Genomic DNA, 17,769 nt, shown 5'->3' with positions numbered 1-17,769 from the left:
GCTTTCTTTCTATAAATTTACATAATAATAGGTTTTATTTCCGAGAAGCAAACTTGCCATAAGTTATTTTTTTTAGTAATGCTTCCAGTGGTCCTTGTTTAAATCTTGAAAAATATAGTTCTGCAAATAATACTTGAATGACGAAGATTCCAATTGCCATATAAATTCCCATTTGCACATCCACTTTTCCGTAAAGACCGAAACCCCATTTATAAAACAACACCGTACAAATAACAGATTGCATAATGTAAAGAGTCAGCGACATACGTCCCGCCGTAGCGATTGGAGACAGAAGCTTCACAACGAACGGTAGTTGCGTTAACAATGTTACAACCGCTATATAGCCGATTGCTAAAATAGGACCGCCAATATAGACTTGTAAATACTCATTACCAATCGTTTGAGCTCCGGCAATCGGCAGGCTTTTCACATACAGTCCGCCAGCCACACCAATTAACGCCAAAACAAACCATAAAACAATTTTTTCTTTTGCCCGTTCGATAAGACGCCATTTTGCAAGAGCAGCACCGAATAACATATAAGGCAAAATCGTAAATAATGAGGACATCCACATAAATATACTCATTTGTATTGCCAAATCATCGAGACGCTGCATAAATGCATCTGTCCAACTACCAATACCATAAGCTGTCACTGCACTTTGAATCGCATCAATATTTACAGATATTGAATCTGTAGATGTTGTAAAAAGGCCGGCCATTGCATACAAGCTTAAATTAAATCCATGATATAAAGCATTTACAGCAATTGCTACTAGTAAAAGCCAAATTGCTGGCAGGCGGATAAGTGCAATTAAAAACACACCACAAAATGCATACATTGCTAAAATATCGCCCCACCAAATCAGAATGGCATGGAACATACCAATGCAGAAGATTAGCAAGAGACGTTTTGGAGCAAATTGATAGAAATTAATGCCCCTTTCTTTTGCTTTTACATACTGCATTGCTAAACCATACCCGAAAAGCATAGAAAATAACGGATAAAAACTACTTTGAACATATATATCCAAAAGCTGTTGAAGTACAATATCCTGCACTTCACTAAACCAGCTGCTTAAATCCGCAATATGTGGCATCGGTAAATAAAAGCCAAACATATTTACTAATAGAATGCCGAGCAAACTAAACCCTCGTAAAATATCAAGCGTAGCTATACGCTCATTCGTGCCTACTGGGCGAAAATCCACCTTTTATCCCCCTAATCTATTTTCACTTCTAGTCCAATGCTATATAAATACAAAATACGTTCGCTTATTTCGATACGCTTAATGGATTGTACAGCATGCTGATAATAGTTTAATTGAATTTGGTAGGATTTTGTCATTTTTCGTTTAATTTTCTCTAAATCGCCCAAAATCATCTGTTCAATATAATCCGTTTTATAGTCCAGGAGTACCCATTTACCTTCCGCATCTTCAAATATACAGTCAATGACCCCTTGTATAATTTGTGCGTCACCGTCTTCATCCTTCAAACTCATCGTAAAAGGTACTTCTCTTAAAATTTCCTTTGCCGATTTAAAACGTTGCCCAACTTCTGTTCCGAAAAAGGCATTTACCTTTTCAGCAGATACCGCGTCCGCTTCGAGTTGTTGAAGTAATTGGCGATCGACAAGGGATTGTATAAAGTGTTCTGTTTCTTCAATTGTAGTAAAGCCATGCTGCGGGATATGCTGCATAACGGCATGCACTGCCGTACCTACTTCAGTAGCAGAAAGCTTTCTTTTTTTCTTCTCTTTTAGCATAAAGCTTGGTACTTCCGTTTTTACATAACGTTTTGCTTCGGAATTATATAAATGCTCCTCTTCCATTTGCTGTAAACCTTCCATTCGTTTAAGCTCTGAAACTGACGTTTTAGACTTTTTCGTTACAGCATTTTTGTAAGAATAAGGTGTCGTGAATCGTTCCGTTAGCAGCTGAACGATATCTTCATTTACATCTTCCTGCACTATTTCCTCTTCCGTTAGCTCCACTTCAGTTGCTGCTAAATAGTCACGATTCGGGATTACCGTAATCGACCACTGCGGTGTTGTCGTAGCTTTGTTTGAATATCCATAACTTACAAAAAGGAAGTCTTGGTGACGAGCAACAGCTGGTCCAACCCAGCTTAAATAACTATTTGCCTTTGAACGGATATATGCCGGAAGTACGGTTTCTTCCAATTCCCGGTAAAATGTCCATTCTTCTTTTTGCTTTTCCCAATCTTTGATAGAGCCGACTAAAATAAGCCGCTCTTTTGCCCGAGTCATCGCCACATACAAGACACGCATTTCCTCAGCTTTCATTTTGGCCAATTTCTTTTCCTTCACATACAAATGTGGAAGAGAAGTGGAAATAATATTTAGATCGGGATTTACTGATTTAATCGCTAATCCAAAATCCTGATCAAAAATATAGCGATTTCCTAAATCTTTCGTATTAAATGTACGGCTCATGCCGGCAACGAATACGACCGGATATTCAAGTCCCTTCGACTTATGGATTGTCAGCAAAGTCACTACGTCATCCGCTTCACTTGTGGACTTCGCAACACCTAAATCGTCTCCGCGTGAATGCATACGGTCGATAAAGCGTAAAAATCGGAATAAGCCACGGAATGATGTTTTCTCATAGCTCAGTGCTCGGTCATGAAGTGCACGTAAATTTGCCTGACGTTGCTTCCCGTTGGACATCGCACCGACCATTTCGAAGTAATTTGTATCCAAATAAACTTGCCAAACTAAATCAGCGAGCGCACCGTGACGGCTGAAGTTACGCCATTTGTCGTGCAATGCGAAAAATCTTTCCAGCTTAGCTTCTGTTTCAATCGGCATCTCGCCCATGGCTTCTTCTTTATACTGTTTTAACGCCTCGTAGAACGGTACTTTCCCATTCACTAGTCGGATTTTCGCCAATTCATTTTCCGTCAGACCAATGAACGGTGCCCGCAGAACAGAGGCGAGCGGAATATCTTGATATGGATTGTCGATTACTTTTAGCGTGTTAATCATAATCATTACTTCCAATGATTCAAAATAGCCGCCATCTGTTTCAGCATAGAGCGGAAGGCCAGCTAATTTAAATTCTTCCGCAAAGGTCGTATACCATGTACGAGAACGCATTAATACGACGATATCCCGGTAGCTGACTGAACGCATCGATTTTGTTTTCGGATTGTATACCTGTCCACCATTGTCAACTAAATCGCGAATGCGTTGAATAATGTAGCGTGCCTCCTGTTGGGCTGAGCTAATGCTTTCTTCTTCAGCTCCATCTTCAGTGCCGGGCACGTTTTGCGCCTTCGAATCACCTTCAAGCAACACAAGCTCAATCGGGACCTCCTGTTCATCATAGCTAGCACCGAACTTTAACTTTGCCTGCTCATCGTACGCAATTTCTCCGACTTCCTCATCCATAATTTGTTCGAATACATAGTTCGTACCTTCTAGCACTTCGGAGCGACTTCGAAAATTGGCGTTTAAATCAATCTTCATTCCTGTATCGGATGGATTCTCTTCAAAGCGCTTATATTTTTCAAGAAATAGGCGCGGCTCTGCAAGTCGAAACGCGTATATACTTTGCTTTACATCGCCGACCATGAACATATTCCCGTCCTGCTCTCCTCCGCTTTTCACAAGTTGCAAAATCGTCTCCTGTAAGAAATTCACATCCTGATACTCATCGACAAGTACTTCTTTGAAACGTTTTTGGAAGGTGTGTGCCACATCGGATGGCTGCGGTCGTTTAGAGTCACTTTGTGGATCTGTTAATATCTCCAAAGCATAATGCTCTAAATCCGAGAAATCCAGTAATCCGCGCTCTTGTTTGGCTAATTTAAATGCCTCACTATATTCAATTGTTAGCTTTACTAGCGTCTCTAAAATAGGCTTTGTTGCCGCCATTTCCTGTACATAGAGCTTTGGATGCCGGGCAAAAAATGTGTCCTTTAATGAATTCAGCATTTCTTTAGCTGTGTCACGGTGATTTTTTGCCACCGCATACGATGCTTTGTCTTCTTCCGTATCTTTTTTCGTCAACGGTTTAATCCGTCCAAATTCAATGGCAGGAATTAACTCATAAGCTTGCTCCCACGAACCATTTTCCATTGCATTTAATACATGTGTCACCCCTGTATATTCCGCTGCAAACAATGGCTTGTTTTTTTCTAAAGCAGGTACGACCGAAACAATGTGCAAACCTTTTTCAAGACGGGCTGCAATCTCCTTCAAGCTTGCAATAATAAATGGACGAACTTCTTGTGCAATCGCTAAATCGTCTATTGGACTGTTCGGATCAATATCGTATTTTCCCGGCAATGTTTGCAGCCATTCATACGGATTAGGCTGTACGCGTGAAACTTTGTACATTTCCTGCAGCAATAGTTCGATTGCCTGGTCACTTCGATCTGAAGCAAAGCTATCAATCAATGTATAAAGCTCCTCTTTCGTAAAGAGCGTTTCCATATCGCCACGGTACGCTTTTTCCAGCACGTCCATCAGCACATCATCCTGCAATAACGAAGCTTCCTCTGTACTTGCTAAGCGAAAACCGGGGTCTAAATCAATTGTGTATGCATATTCACGGCAAATCGATAAACAAAACGAATGCAGTGTGGAAATTTGCGCTTTGTTTAATAAACTTAATTGTCTGCGCAGAAAAAGGTTGCTTGGATTTTCAGCAAGGGCTTTTTCGAGTGCTTCTGCCATTCGATTTCGCATTTCTGCAGCGGATGCATTCGTAAAGGTTACAACTAGCAGTTCATCAACATCAATGCGTTTTTCTTCCGGCGCTACAATTTTTTGAATAAGCCGCTCAATTAAAACCGCCGTCTTCCCTGAACCAGCGGCTGCAGATACTAAAATATCATGACCGGATGCATAGATGGCTTTCCACTGTACATCCGTCCATTGAACGTCATTCGGTTTCGCTGGAATCGTCATGAACACACACCACCTTTTCAATATTTTTAAATACTTCTTGCTCCGGCTGTTTCTTTATTTCATTAAAACTATTGCCCGTCTCTGCTTGGTCAAATTGGCATACCGCTTTATAACTGCAAAATGTACAGGCTTTTTGGTTGCCTAGGCTATACGGTTTGATTTCTGTATTGCCCTCGTAGATTTTGTTCCCGGCCTGACGGAATTTATAATGAACAAACTCTTGTAGGTTTTCCATTTGTCCCTGCTCGATCACTTTTGACGAGCGGTTATTAAATTCAGGATCCTCCCCGCTTTTAAATGCTGCCGGGACAATAATGGACGTTTTATTCGGTTCAAGGGATTGATCCATTAGTTGTGCGATTTCTACATCCTTTAACATATAGCCGCTTAATTTGTACTTCTCTTGACGTAAATTTTCCACCCGGTCATGTTCTTCATAATCTTCAGTTGGAATAAGCGGATTGTGTACATGTAAATAGAACATTCCAGCCGCTTGGACAATTATATTTTCCAACTCTGATAAGTCCTGAATGAATTTACCTTCGCGTGCGATAATCGGAATATTTTTCATTGCCACATCCAAATAGGTCAAGAGCTGTAGGGATATCCCATTATATACTTCAGTAAAATCAAGTTTGCGGCCACTTGATTTGTAATCAATGACTCGCAAATATAAATTTTCTGCGTCTTTATAAGCATCAATACGGTCAATTTGACCACGGACATACATTTTGCGGTTATGATCCAATTCAATTTCGAGTGCATCCAATGGATTGTTGTCATCATGTTCGGTATTTTTGTCATCACGCTTACCGAAAGGCTTTTCATGAGCAATCGCTTTAAACTTAGACAGCTCACTTTGGTTCATAAGCGCATACACCGTACGGGCTACTATTTTCACAAGCTTTGTTTTAATATATTCAAAGCGATGGCTACTTTTTAAAATGCTATAAGAGAAATAATCAACGAGCTTAGAAATAGTATCATTCGCTTTTTTGTAGCAATTTACATACGTATTCAATGCAATTGTCGGCTCTTTTTCCGATAAAATTGTCCGAATCGCCTCATGGAACAGATCACCCATTGCAAATGTCTCTAACTTAAATTCTGTACGTTCTTGCAATTTAAGGCCGTAAGAAGCAAAATGCGAATATGGACAACTGTAAAAACGTTCAATGCGCGATACGCTTGCCAGGAAATTTTCCCCATATAATGCCGTAGCAACTTCTTCTGTTAATGGTTCCGCTTCATTTGTTGAATACAATGGTTTTCCCACGATATTGAGCACATTTCTCCATTCGGAATCCCGTTCATAAAATGCCTTCAACGCAGCCCATTCCTCTGAGAGCGGGCGTCGCTCAAGTTGCGCCTGCTTCAGCTGTGTCATTAAAAAGCCAATCGACGGGGAAGGGTGCTGTAAATAGTGGAGTACATTAGCTTTTTGTTGTTCATCCAATGGATCCATCGCTATTTGTCGATGCGGTAATGTACGAACCGTTTCCTCCTGTTGCATTCCTTGATTTTCAACAACCTCGAACATTTTATGCAGTCGGTTAATATAAAGCGACGGAAGCTTACCTTTACTTTCCTCATCTGCATTTGCATACGTAATATATAAATACTGTGTCGACGAGGAAATCGCACGGTAAAATAAAAAGCTCTCCTGAAGCAGCCTACTTTTTATACCTGGCGCCAATTCAACATCAATTTTTTCAAAAGCTTCCCGCTCATCATCGGATAATAATCCCCCTGCATCCATACGCATCGGATAGACACCATCATTGACACCAATTACAAAAATCGCCTTTTTATTATCAAAGCGTGCAAACTCAACGGTTGAAACCGTCACCTCATCCAATGTTGGGGGCACACTTGAAAATTGGAGTGTTTCGAAGCCTTCATCTAATATTTGTGCCACTTCTTCCAACGGCATAATTTTGTCGCCGAACATGAGATCGAATTGCTCTAAAATATGCACCCAGCCATTCCAAGCCTGCTCATGTTCCAGTGATTGATGAAGTGCATTCGTCAGTTCTTCCTGTTCCTGCATTTTTAAAAGTTTTTTATAAATATCCAGTTGCTCCATAAACTCATACAATGCCACTACTATTTCACGGCCTGTACGTTTACCTTTCAAGCGATTTTGCAATGCTAAAACAGGTTCGCGAATTAAATCCCGAACTGATTTTAAAAGCTGTTCATGTTCAAATTCATCTTCTGTCTGTATCGCATTTAATTTTTCCAAAGATTTAAAACGACGGTAATGCCAAACTTCTTCGTTTAGCCATCGATCATGGACAATCCCTTTTGCAATGACAAAATTTTCAAGAATGTCGGCTCTGTCCCGCATTGCCATTAAATTCGCTCCATATGGAAAGAACAAATCCGTTTTAACACTCCGGAATATCGGCTCATATTTCCAATTTGTTGTGATAATTTCCAACACAGATCTACTAAATTCAATAAGCGGATGATACAGCATCGCCCGTTTCTCATTTGAGAAAAAAGGAATGTCGTATTGCATAAAGGTCGTACCGATAATTGCCTCATATACATCCGCCTGACGGTACATAATCCCGATATCTTTATAGCGCAACCCTTTTGTTAAGACGAGTTGCTTTATTTCCTGGGCAATTCCTTGCACTTCAGCTCGTGGATTTACCCCTTCCAGTATTTGCGCATGTCCTGTTGATTCAATCGGAGCGTCAATAACTTTGTCAAAGCTTCGTTCAATTTGTAGCAAGTCTTGATTTTTTGCACGGTAATTTACTTCGAGATGAACTCTTGGTTCCTCTTCAATGTCGATTCCCTGTTCAAAACGCAGCTTTTGCAGTTCATGCTTTATTTTGTCATATGTCATGGCGGCCCTGTAAAATACGGATCCTTCGAGCATATCAGCCTGAGGGTCCTCCAATGGCAGCACAATTGTGACACGCTTTGCATAAATTAAAAGCTCTTTTAATATCGACATTTCCTGTCCATTGAATGAAACAAACCCATCTAAATAAACATGGGTATCCCGCAAACTTTCCATCTTCGGAATGCGTTCGATTAGCATTGGAAAGTAGCCGTCTCCGTCAATATATTCCGTTCCAATGCGCTCATGTAGCTGCTTTAATATAATGTGTAAATCATGCAATTTATGAAGCAGTACTTCGCTCGCTCCATTTTCCCTAAGTGAAACAATTAGTGGCTCAATTGTCTCCACATCAATATGGTACTGACTGAATTCTTTTAGAATTTGTTCGACTTCCTTCGTAAAACCACGCTTACCGGCTGCTCGTTTAAATAGTAAAAATTCTTCTTGGTGTTCTTCCAAAATACGGCGTAATAACATGCGGTACCCTGTGCCATCAATACGCTCACGTGCAATGCCGCCTTCATTTTGCAGTACATACCATGCCAACCGCTTAAATGTCATAACTTGCGCCCGCATCATGCCTTCTATGTCATAATTCGTCGTCAGTTCATACTCTGTTGTAAATGACATTTGGTCAGGTACTAAAATAAAAATTGGATTGGCAAACAAATTTGTTTTTAAATCCTCCACAATCTCGCGGTGAATAAAAGCTGTTTTCCCCGTACCTGCCCGACCCGAAATGACTCGTAATGTCATAATTTCACCTCATTTATCTTTGTTAATCTATTATAATATAAGAATGCATGTTCGTACATTAATGGCATTCATAAAACAAAACCTTGTTCTTTTACACAACTGCAAAAAACAAGGTTTAATCATTACATATTATTTATTTCTTCTAAGTTTTTCAATTTCACGCAAGTCACGCTCTACACGCTTATTTAAAATTCGTTCGATAAATTTACCGATAGCCCAAATGATCAATACAATCACAATTGATACAATAATTTTTACCGGTGACTTTAAAATGTCTCGTAAATCACTACCTAAATAACTAATTAAAAAAATCATAATTGGCTTAGAAATAAAAAGTGTTAAAAAGTAATACTTTTTCTTAATATTTGAGAGACCGGCCACACTGTTTACCACAACAACCGGTGTGAATGGCAAACATAGCAATACAAATAATGGTGTAAAACCTCTTATATCTACCCAATGAATCAGTTTTTTAACTTGAGTTTGTTCTTTTATGCGACGGAAGATTTGATACTTCCCAAACTTTCGAATCATCAAGAAAAACAGATAAGAACCTGCAACCGTTCCGAGCCATGACAGTAAGAAGCCCCAAAACAGTCCGTAGGCAGCTGCATTGGCAATAACGATGATAAATAAAGGTAATATCGGTAAAAATGATTCTATAAAAGTTAAAAATATACTGAAAAAGGGACCTAATAATTTATATTTTTCTACAACAATTTCTACATTGTCGATAGTCATCCAATCCAACATAACCTTCACTCCTGCCACAAACATGAAATACTAGAAGCATTTAAAATTTTAATTTTGATCTTTTTCACTTTTATAGTAACATAAATTATTCTATGTAACCTTAAAAAAAGAACCCCGTTTTCACGGGATTCTTTGCCTTTTATAATCTAGTTCACTACCAAAAGTCCAATTTTATAATTATCATCCCGATGTACAACATGTTGAGCTAAACGCAACTCACCGGCATGGTCCAGCACTTCCAGACGACAATGGGCTGCATTAATTTGCAGTGCTTTATATAAATCTTCTTCTGTATAAACATCTTGTCCATTTACACGCTTTATTACTTCTCCTGCCAAGAGGCCCATTTTTTCTGCCGGCGAATTTGGTAAAATCCCTGCAATCATAACACCTCTATCACTACGCATTACAGCATAGCTATTACGATCTTCGGCACGGCTGTAATAAATCCCTATAACCGTCCGCGAAATTGCTCCCAACGCCAATGCTGCTGCACCTAATACAGGCGAAAAATAGGCAGTTAATCCGACTATCAATACAAATTGACCAATCATGACTATCGAACGCCCCATTTGAGGATAAACGTTCATCGGCAGCTTTTGACGAACCATTTGCTGGAAACCAATTATAAACGGGAAGACAATAAGTGAAAACTGCTCAGCACCAACTGTAAACTGCGGCCAAAATGGAGCAAAACTCTGAATCCCATCACCTGGTATTATTGTAAATACAGGCAATACCCAAAGCTGTTTACTGTAATAACCGATACCGTTTAATCCTCGCTTAGTCGTCTCCATAATAGGAGAGGCAAATCGTCCACCATAGCGGCGAATCAAAATCCCTTCCGCCATTAACAAAAGACCTGTCAAAATTGGTACTGTCATGACAAGATTTGTTACTGCATCCGTGCCGTTCAGTTCAAGCGGACCGATAGAATATGTCCAATTTTGCCATTGCATAATAGCAAGCATACAAAAAGCGATTGCCATTACAATAGCTGGTGACAATAAATGATAAGTATACATAATTAATGCTACGAGACTTACAACAAAAACAAAAGTTAATAATTCGAGTGAGACCGTTAAGCCAATGACAAGACTAAAAACGGAAATAATGACGGAAAGTACAAACCCCATTATAAGCATATTTTTCAACTCGGACCAGCCACCTAATATACGCCTATTGAAGAATCGCCGTTCACGTTTTACTCTGCGGTATCCTAAATAAATTGCAGAAATTATAGCGATATACAACAAAGGATTTATAAAAAGTCGGCCAATCCCTTTCAAAATTTCAATTAAAATTGTTTCATCCATTTTCTCACCTACCGTACAATTAATTGTATCAAATCCTATTGATTATGCGTAGTCCCATTTGTACCGATAATAAAATAAAGACGACCCGAAATAAATAATTTCGAGGTCGTCTTACATATACTGATATTCTTTTTTTATTCTATTAGAGCATTATATTGTTACATCATTCCAATTGATGCATTACATAACTAATCGCCATCTGTAATTGCATATCATTCACCTGTGATTGTTTAAATGTTTCAAGCTGTTTCGTTAGTTCTGCGAAAAAGACTTCATCCATATGACGCCCCTCAGGTAAATCTTGTTGACGTCTAAAGCTTGCTACTTCCTGCGCTGTATCCATATCGAAAAATCCGTCGGTACGACTTATAGTAAAGCCTAATTCACTTAAAATACGTTGACTATAGGCAACTTCTTCACTATACTCTCCTACCTCAAAACGACCTCTTAGAATTTTCGTTTCTACACGATAAAGTGGGTGTTGAGTCACTTCTACATCTGGTTCCACACCTACGTCATGTACCCAGCGCTTAGATGGTGTGAGCCATTTATTCGTTGATAATTTCACCTCTCCGCCATTTTGTAGATCCCACGTTTGCTGAACAGTCCCTTTCCCAAAACTTGTGACGCCAATAATAACGGCGCGTTTCCAATCTTGTAGCGCACCTGCAAACACTTCACTTGCAGAGGCACTTCCCTCATTTTGTAGAATCGTGACTGGCGTTGATCGTAGCCATTTTGCATAGGGTTCAAACTGTTCAATTTTCTTCGTTTTCAGTGGCTCTGTTACACCATCATGGTTTTGCATATAAGCAAATACGACTTCCTTTTGCTCAAACATGCTCATCATTTGTGCAACACTATGTAAATAGCCACCTGGATTGTCACGCACATCAATGATTAACCCTTCTACCTCCTGCTCAATTAATGCATCAAGAGATTTTTGCCATTCATCGGCGGTTTTTTCACCAAACATCGAGATCGTCATGTATCCAATTTTCTTTCCTTCTACTTCTATTACATCTCCTTGCACAGTATCATTTTTCAGACGTTCCCTTTTTATACTTAGCTTTACATGTTGCTCTAACTCAGGTCGATACAATACGAGCTCTACACTTTCCCCTTCCTTACCATGCATGAGCTTACGTACTTCCCCCATCGTTTTCCCTTCAAGTCTTACCTCATTGATCTGTACAAGCTCATCCAATGGCCTGATACCTGCTTTTTCTGCCGGTGACGATTTAATTGGTGCTACGACGATAAACTTGCCATTCGCTTCTGATAGTTCCAGACCGATTCCAATCCGTTCACTTGCGAGCGTCTGTTTATGTAATGCCGCCTCTTGCTCCGAATAATATGTGCTATATGGGTCATTAATTGCATTGGCCATTCCTCGAAGTGCGCCTTCCACTATTTTTTCAGAATCAATATCATAAACTGACTCGCTCGTTATTAACTTGTGCAGTTCATTCACCACAGCAAAATCTGCCTGTTCAGCTTTTGGCTGTGCCTGCATTTTCACTGCCCAATAGACACCTGCCCCTATACACAGCAATAAAATAATTAATAAAAAAATCCGACTTTTCCGCACAAATTCTCCTCCGTTCCATAAAATTTATGAAGCGAAAGAAAGATTCATACTTATAAAGACGGATAGAACATGAATTAATTTAATTGTGTCACATTTTCTCGTAATGTATCTAAATCAAGTGGACCTACAATTGTCTTTTGAATTTTCCCCTCTGCATCAATCATGAAGGTTGATGGAAGTGTTAAAAGTTCATATTGGCGGGACACTGTTTCCTCCAATTCTAAAACAATCGGAAATGTTATATCATAGCTTTTCAAAAACTGCTCGACTCGTTCAATCTTTTCCCTATGATATGTCACATTGACACCGACAATTTCAACATTGTCTGTTTCACGGTATTTCTCATAGTACTTTTGCATATGGGGCATTTCTGCCTCACAGGGTGGACACCAAGTTGCCCAGAAATTCAATACAACCTTTTTTCCACGTAAATCTGAAAGGGTCACCGGTTCTCCCTGTATATTATATAAAGTAAAATCAGGTGCGAACTGTCCTTTTTCAAGTCCGATTTCCTCTCCTAATTCAATTTCTGTTCCTAATGCATCACTGCTGATCGCTGTACTTTTATCGAGTTCCTTTTTTATATATGTACTTAGCATCGTAACGACGAGAACTAAAATTATAACGATCCCTATATTCTTTTTCATCAACCTCACCTCACTAATTCTTCCTATTAGTACAATATCATACCTTTATGGAATTTATTCAAAATTAAAAGGCAAAACTTTTACAAATACCGTCTACCTTTTTATAGAATAGTTATAGAGTGAAGACAGCAACTCTCTGGATAAGTATGCGGGAGATACCTAGACGGAGAACAAGCCAAACAAATAAAGCAGTTCAAATTTTACGAATGTAAAATTTGAACTGCTTTTAATTTTAAAACATTATTATAACGAAATATAACGTAAAGGATTCACAGCATTTGAACGACTGCCATTCCATTCACCTACATGGATTTCGAAATGTAAATGCGGTCCTGTCGAGTTTCCGGTATTACCTAAACGTGCAATTTGCTGCCCCTTAGAAACAACGTCACCTACACTAGCATTAAAACCGCTTAAATGGGCATATGTTGTCGTGAAAATTTGGCCTTCGATTGAGTGGGTTACCATCACTACATTCCCATAACCATTCATTGTTCCTGCATAAGAAACAACACCATCAGCTGCTGCAACAACCGGTGTACCGATTGAATTGGCAATATCGATTCCTAAGTGATTTTTACTTCCGATTGGCCCGATATCACGTGAGCCGAAGCCTGAAGTAAATCGCCCAGCTGCTGGTCTTGTCCAAGTACCAGCTGCAACAGTTGGTAAATTTCCAGAGCTTGAAACATTACTATTATTTTTCTTTTTATTTCTTTTAGCTTCTAAAGCTTTTTGTCGTGCAATTTCAGCTAATCGAGCCTGTTCTTTAAGGAATTTCTCTTCTACTTCTTTACTTAACTCTACTTTATCATCGTATTCTTCTTTTAACGACGTTTTTTGAGCACGTAATTTCGCTTCTTCTTTTTCAAGCTCTGCTACTAATTGATTTTTTTCTCTCTTTTGTTCCTTTAATGACGCCATCAGTTTTTGCAGTTTTGCCTTATTCGCTTCTAAATTCTCTTTTTTCTTTAGTAGTTCTACTTTTTGGACTTCCAGCTTTTCCTGGTCTTCCTTTTGCTCACGCATAATTTGACGGTCAGCATCCATAAGCGTACTTACAGCAGAGAAACGGTCAATAAAATCTACAAAACTATTAGCACCTAGGAGTACATCTAAATAACTTACCGTACCACTTGATTGAATGGCACGGGCACGCTCGCGCAATAGTTCGTCACGCTTCTTAATTTTATCTTGTAATTCTTTTATTTCATCTTCCAATATCGAAATTTCTTCATTTGCAATTTCGATATCCAATTCGACAACTTCAATTTCTTGATTCTTTGCATTAATCTTTGCCCCAATTTGCTCTAATTGAGAAATAATTTTCTGCTGACGATTTTGATTTGTTTGAATTTCATTTGTTTTTTGTTCGAGTGATTTGTTGAGCATCTTTTTCTCAGCTTCAAGTTGGCTGCGCTCTTTTTTTAGTTCACTTAATGATGCTGCATAAGCTGCCGGCATTTGAATAAATAAAATAAGCGCTAGTAGTACAGCAATGATTTTAAATGAACGCGTTGTTAGCTTCTTCAAAACCTGTTTCCCCCTAAATGCATGAATAGTAGTCGCTCGTTTCGTCTCTCTTTTGTTGAACTTTCAAAGAGCATGATGCAATTTATGTTATATTACACTTTTAAAAACTTACGCACTGACATAAAGCTGCCCCAGATACCGATGAACATGCCGATGAATAAAATTAGTCCATTCACCTGCAGCATAAGTGGTGCAACCTCTAATAATTGGAATAACTCGCCTTTTAATCTTGGTGCAAGTAATTCATAAATATTGTAATAAGCAATCGTAACGGCTGTTATAGGAATGATAGATCCAATGATTCCTAGCCACATTCCCTCTAACACAAATGGAATGCGAACAAAAGAATTTGTAGCCCCTACAAGTTTCATAATTTCTATTTCATCTCTACGTGCAGTAATCGTAATGCGAATCGTATTGGAAATTAGGAACATCGCTGTAAACAGCAAACCTAAGATTAACACAAGACCTACATTACGTGCAATTTCTAAGAAGTTAAATAGTTTTTCTACTTTACCTTCACCATATTTCACTTCATATGTGCTTTCAAAGCTTTCAATCTTCTTTGCTACTTCAGCAGTTTTTAATGGATCGACCGCTTTTACGTATAGCACATTATATAATGGATTGTTTTGTTCAAATAAACTTAATTCATCACCAAAGTCTTTAATTAACTTACTTAACTCTTCTTCCTTAGAAGAATATGTAACTTCTTCAACATCTGGTAGATTGTGAATTTCGTCAACTAACTGTTCTTCGGCAAGTTTAGCTTCTGCCTCATCGGGAATAATTTCTATTAATACACGAATTTCAACATCGTTTTCTAAATCCGATGCCACTTTATTTAAATTCATCATAATGGCTGCAAATACGCCTACCAATAATAAAGTTACTGTTACGGCACTGATGGAAGCCAATGTCATCCAACTATTTCGCCCTAATGATTTGAAACTTTCGCGGAAGTGACGTGCAATTGTTCTAGTTTTCATAGCCGTAATCACCTCCGTACTCATCACGGACGATCATTCCGCCTTCAATTGCAATAACGCGTCTACGCACTGTGTTTACAATTTCCCGGTTATGAGTAGCCATTACAATCGTCGTACCTTGGCGATTAATTTCCTCAAAAATATTCATAATCTCCCAAGATGTTTCCGGATCGAGATTCCCTGTAGGCTCGTCCGCAATCATTACTTTCGGACGATTTACGATGGAACGGGCAATTGCCACCCGTTGCTGTTCCCCACCGGAAAGCTCATTTGGCAACATACGCACTTTATGCTTTAACCCAACAAGTTCAAGCACTTCCATTACTCGTTTACGAATCACTTTTGGCTGCTCTTCAATTACTTCCATCGCAAACGCTACATTCTCGTATACCGTTAAGCGCGGCAATAATTTAAAGTCCTGAAACACCACCCCGAGCTGACGGCGTAAATGAGGCACACGGTTATCTTTTAACGTTCTTAAGTTAATCCCGTTAATTAATACATCACCTGAAGTCGGCTTTTCCTCGCGGTACATCAACTTTATAAATGTCGATTTTCCTGCTCCACTCGGTCCTACTACATAAACAAACTCACCTTTTTTTATTTGAACTGTAATCCCGTTCGCCGCAACGACCCCATTAGGATACTTTTTAACTACATTGTTCATTTGAATCATTAACGAAACCACCTAAGTCTTTGTCTTAATTAAATTATAGTCTTATCTATTATAGCACTTTCAATCTATAAATTTATTACAGTTTCTTTTCAATGTAGGCTATCATAAGCATTTAAAGTATAATGTCGATACCGCAGCCTTCATATTATCAAATAATTTTTGTTTCTAAGTGCGATATAAACATTTTTTATGTTTTCGTAATATATTTGTTAAACTACGAAATTTTATTAATATAATATAAGGTTCCCATTCTTTAAATAATTCGACATATAAAATGGAATTCCTTTACATATATTGATGAAATTTGGATTTTAATGAAGTAGGGGTGTTTTATCGGGACTTTTTTAAAAGGGTGAGAGACTTAATTTGAGGGTGTTAAAAATTAGAATTACTCCGTCTATTCTTTTTGAACAGACAAAAGGCACTTACTTATATAAGTAAGCACCCCTTCAGTCTTCTATATTATTGCAGTGTATAGCGTACTAATACCGTACCAGTACGTGATTCACCTACTAATTTTAGTAGTTTTGCGCCTTCCAATTCTTTTGTAAAGCGCAGCGATTTTGAAAGGAATTGTTCCTCTTCTTCAGAAAGCTTCACATCACTCAAGCCAACGTCTGCTTTCCCGAAGTTTGTGAAAATTTGTCCTTCAAGTGCAACCGTTTTTGGTACATAGATTTCTACTGAACCTGCTAAAGCACGGGCTTTAATTTTGCGTGCCTCTGAGCTTGTAGTTGTAATAACAACATGTCCATTTACAGATTCCGCTTCTACTTCCTTTAATTCTCCGTCAATGTAGATGCGTCCATTTGCTGTTTCCACTTCTAAATCGTCGCCTTTTACATGACGTGCTTCTACCGTACCATTGCTCGCTTGCAATTCTGCATGATCGAAAGTCACGTTTTCAAGTCGAACGATACCGTTATACGTACGGGCTTTAATTAATTTTGCATCCATCTGTTCAATCGATATACTACCTGTTAATAATCGGGCGATAAATACATCGTAATGTTTTTCTGGAATAGCAAGTTGCACATTTAACTGTGTAAATTTATTTGCTGATTGAATAAACAATTTATCATTCGTCAATGTCGATAAGTTTTCAGTAACTTGCGAAATTGTTTCTTCCTGTGTACCTTTTTGCGGCGTTTTGCCGAAAATGTTCACTGTCACCAATTCGTCTGTTGCTCTTACTACATCTACTTTACCATTTGCGACCTCTAACTCAATGCTTTTAATATCAGAGATAGGATATGCAAACGTTTTTGTAAATTCTACTTTTTCACCAAAAGGCGTTTCAATATCAAGGTCCTTGAATTTCGATAAAGCTGCACCAACCATACCAGTCATACGTGTGCTGAATTGTGATAAGTCCTGCTTAATATCACCCATAAACTCGTCCATCTTTTTAGTGAATTCTTTATCGTTGAATGATTTGCCGAAAATATCTTCAAACCCTGTTGTCTTACGCTTCTGTTTTTGTTCTTCAAAAATTGGGTCTGCCTTATGTGGTTCTTCCTTTTGCTTTTCAAAAGTTGGAACTACTGGCGTTGGAGTGGATTCCTTTTGTGACGAAAGCTTTTCGAATAATACAATCGCCTCTTCTGCTGAAATTGTACCGTTTTCAACTAATTGTAAAATACGTTTACGTTCTTCTTGCATATAAAAATTCCTCCCTCTGCTTCGTATATAGTTATTATACGAGGA

The 17,769-nt window shown here is 38.6% G+C and carries 11 protein-coding genes; all 11 read right to left on the bottom strand.

Going from position 1 to position 17,769, the window contains the following annotated elements:
• Nucleotides 1-34: 34 nt before the first annotated feature.
• On the bottom strand, nt 35-1,210 hold the full coding sequence (locus MHH95_RS07800; RefSeq protein WP_340727058.1) for a DUF418 domain-containing protein: 1,176 nt from the start codon (nt 1,208-1,210) through the stop codon (nt 35-37).
• A gap of 11 nt (nt 1,211-1,221) precedes the next feature.
• Entirely contained in the window at nt 1,222-4,941 is a 3,720-nt protein-coding gene (gene addA, locus MHH95_RS07795) for a helicase-exonuclease AddAB subunit AddA (protein ID WP_340727057.1), read from the bottom strand.
• A complete protein-coding gene (gene addB / locus MHH95_RS07790) occupies nt 4,916-8,557 on the bottom strand; it encodes a helicase-exonuclease AddAB subunit AddB (protein ID WP_340727056.1) in 3,642 nt (1,213 codons plus the stop codon). The genes addA and addB overlap by 26 nt, the downstream gene beginning before the upstream one ends.
• Before the next feature lie 129 nt (nt 8,558-8,686).
• Nucleotides 8,687-9,310 carry a TVP38/TMEM64 family protein gene (locus MHH95_RS07785; protein WP_340727055.1) on the bottom strand — a complete coding sequence of 208 codons (624 nt, stop codon included), beginning with the start codon at nt 9,308-9,310 and terminating at the stop codon, nt 8,687-8,689.
• Nucleotides 9,311-9,456: 146 nt separating this feature from the next.
• The gene (locus tag MHH95_RS07780) at nt 9,457-10,626 is read right to left on the bottom strand and encodes a PDZ domain-containing protein (protein ID WP_340727054.1); all 1,170 of its coding nucleotides are present in this window, start codon (nt 10,624-10,626) and stop codon (nt 9,457-9,459) included.
• A gap of 163 nt (nt 10,627-10,789) precedes the next feature.
• On the bottom strand, nt 10,790-12,217 hold the full coding sequence (locus tag MHH95_RS07775; protein WP_340727053.1) for a S41 family peptidase: 1,428 nt from the start codon (nt 12,215-12,217) through the stop codon (nt 10,790-10,792).
• A gap of 74 nt (nt 12,218-12,291) precedes the next feature.
• The gene (locus MHH95_RS07770; RefSeq protein WP_340727052.1) at nt 12,292-12,864 is read right to left on the bottom strand and encodes a peroxiredoxin family protein; all 573 of its coding nucleotides are present in this window, start codon (nt 12,862-12,864) and stop codon (nt 12,292-12,294) included.
• Nucleotides 12,865-13,107: 243 nt separating this feature from the next.
• Nucleotides 13,108-14,397, bottom strand: coding sequence for a murein hydrolase activator EnvC family protein (locus MHH95_RS07765; RefSeq protein WP_340727051.1), 1,290 nt, complete (start codon nt 14,395-14,397; stop codon nt 13,108-13,110).
• A gap of 92 nt (nt 14,398-14,489) precedes the next feature.
• Nucleotides 14,490-15,386 (bottom strand): permease-like cell division protein FtsX, encoded by an 897-nt coding sequence (gene ftsX / locus MHH95_RS07760; RefSeq protein WP_191698643.1) that lies wholly within the window; start codon nt 15,384-15,386, stop codon nt 14,490-14,492.
• On the bottom strand, nt 15,376-16,062 hold the full coding sequence (ftsE, locus tag MHH95_RS07755) for a cell division ATP-binding protein FtsE (protein WP_191698644.1): 687 nt from the start codon (nt 16,060-16,062) through the stop codon (nt 15,376-15,378). Before ftsE ends, ftsX begins: the two co-directional genes overlap by 11 nt.
• Before the next feature lie 462 nt (nt 16,063-16,524).
• Nucleotides 16,525-17,724 carry a DUF4097 family beta strand repeat-containing protein gene (locus tag MHH95_RS07750; RefSeq protein WP_340727050.1) on the bottom strand — a complete coding sequence of 400 codons (1,200 nt, stop codon included), beginning with the start codon at nt 17,722-17,724 and terminating at the stop codon, nt 16,525-16,527.
• Between the last annotated feature and the right edge of the window lie 45 nt (nt 17,725-17,769).

This window comes from Solibacillus sp. FSL K6-4121 (genome assembly GCF_038002585.1).
Classification (GTDB): Bacteria; Bacillota; Bacilli; order Bacillales_A; family Planococcaceae; genus Solibacillus; species Solibacillus faecavium.
Note: the sequence above shows the minus strand (reverse complement) of the source record. Positions and strands in the feature narration are given on the sequence as shown.